General features: G+C 38.6%; 2 protein-coding genes. One reads left to right on the top strand and one right to left on the bottom strand.

The features are described 5' to 3' along the window. On the top strand, positions 1 to 747 hold a 747-nt coding region (locus RM529_RS17040), incomplete at its 5' end, for an AAA family ATPase (RefSeq protein WP_311485949.1). 1 nt (position 748) lies between these two features. Here RM529_RS17040 and RM529_RS17045 read toward each other — a convergent pair. Beyond that, on the bottom strand, positions 749 to 2,026 hold a 1,278-nt coding region (locus RM529_RS17045), incomplete at its 5' end, for a type IV secretory system conjugative DNA transfer family protein (protein ID WP_311485950.1).

The raw sequence follows: 2,026 nt of genomic DNA on the forward strand, positions 1-2,026 counted from the left end.
GTAGTTACGAAGAACATTAATCTTGCGAATTTCAAGGAAAAATTGCGTTCAATACTTGAAGGGACTAGGATTAGAGAAGAACGAATAGATGCACTATTGGAAAATGTTCGCAGTAAAGCAGACCCCATTTCTGAATTCATATCCGTTTCCGAAGAACTAAGACTATTAGCTGAATTTAAGCTGGACGAAGATAATCCAGAAGATTTACCTTTAACGCCAATTTTAGATTCAACAGGTTTTACCGAAGACCATAAACTAAAAATTCATTCTAAAATTTCAACCGATGATTGGTTGCAATTAACAGCAACCGAATTGGAATTCAATCCGGAATTTTTTTATACAACCAATAATGAGCTCGGCGATGAAATTCCTTTTCGAGATGCTTCTGCTGGACAACAAGCTACTGCACTTCTTACAGTTCTACTTAATCAACCGGGAATGCCCTTGTTACTTGACCAGCCAGAAGACGACATTGATAATCGAGCTATCGATTCGATAATCCGAAATATTTGGAACGCAAAAAAGAAAAGACAATTAGTCTTCACAAGCCATAATGCCAATTTAGTAGTTAATGGTGATGCTGAATTAGTTATCTGCTGTGATTATAAGGATGCCAGCTCACAAACAAGGGGTGTTATTAAAGCAGAAGGTGCTATTGATGCGAAAGAAATAAAGAACGAAATTACGTCAGTTATGGAAGGTGGTGAAAAGGCATTTAGGCTAAGAAAGGATAAGTATGGCTTTTGATTTATCCAAATATTGACCTCGCCTCATCATAAATCCGCTCAAAATTAGTCTCTAAATCCGCCTGAGAAAATTGCATGGATTCTTCAGGTAATTGCCGCTGTATTCTTGACAATTTAAACTGCACTTTCTTATCCTTACCATCGGCATAGGTAATAAACTCGCCTTGTTTCAATCTAAAAAAAACGTCCGCTCTAATCTTTGGGATTTCTTTTTCGCCAGTCGTAATACGAGTATCAAAATCGAGATTATGGCCACGACTGATACTTTTCGTCGGGTCTTTAATGATTTCAAAAAAACGCTCGTAATATTTAGCCGTATCTGGGTCATTGACCTTTCCGAAGAACTGGTAGGATAGGTTGCTCAAAATCGCTTTGCTTGCCTTATCGCCATACATCATATCATTCTGAATTTTGTCCTGCATTACATAAACAGTAGCAATATCATAACTTCTGAGAGTTGCCGGAATGCGGTGCATATTCAGTAATCGGATGGTAGGTGCTTCTTCCATCAATAAAAAAGACGATCTCTGACCGCGTACGCTCATTTGCTTGGTAATAGTGTGAATAATGGTTGCAACAACAGGCGAATAGGATGTTTCATATTTTGGATTATTTACTACTGAAATGATTGCTGGATTATCCTCGCTATTAATATTTAGTGCCACTTCGTCTGCGGATAATGCCATAAAAATGCGCTGTGTACTAATTCGTTTCAGCGCATTGGCCAAGGTGCTTTTTACACCAGCGGTCTGCCTATCAGAATCCTTACCACTAATAAATGCATCTGCCATTGCCCTCGATGTGGTATTGGTCTCCAAAAACTGAATAAGGCTATCTGTGTCCAATAATTGATAAATCGCTATCAAATGTGGTAGCGTACAGTAGTTGGAATAGTCGGTTTTCAGCTTCCAAATCAAACCACCAATCAAACCTTCGGCAGCATCGTTAAAGAATTTTGTTGTTCCTGTTGTTCCACTTTCTCTTTGTTCCAGAAGATTTTCAATTAATACCCTTGACACCTCATTTACGCTTTCCTCATTCTCTAAATAACGTGGTGCAATAGGATTTACCCTGTGGATGATTTTATCAAAGGAAATGACCTTAAACGGGATATCGCTATCCTTAAAAAGTGGATATGCCATTTCGGTCAGTTCAAAATCCTTGTAGTCGTGAATGATTCCACAAAAGCCCTCATTCTGGAAATGTTTTAGAAATCCATACACCACGCTTTCTGTCTTTCCACTTCCGGCAGAACCTATTATGGATGCGCCCCTTTTGAT

The sequence above is a fragment of the Autumnicola edwardsiae genome, from assembly GCF_031846505.1.
In the GTDB taxonomy this organism is placed as follows: domain Bacteria; phylum Bacteroidota; class Bacteroidia; order Flavobacteriales; family Flavobacteriaceae; genus Autumnicola; species Autumnicola edwardsiae.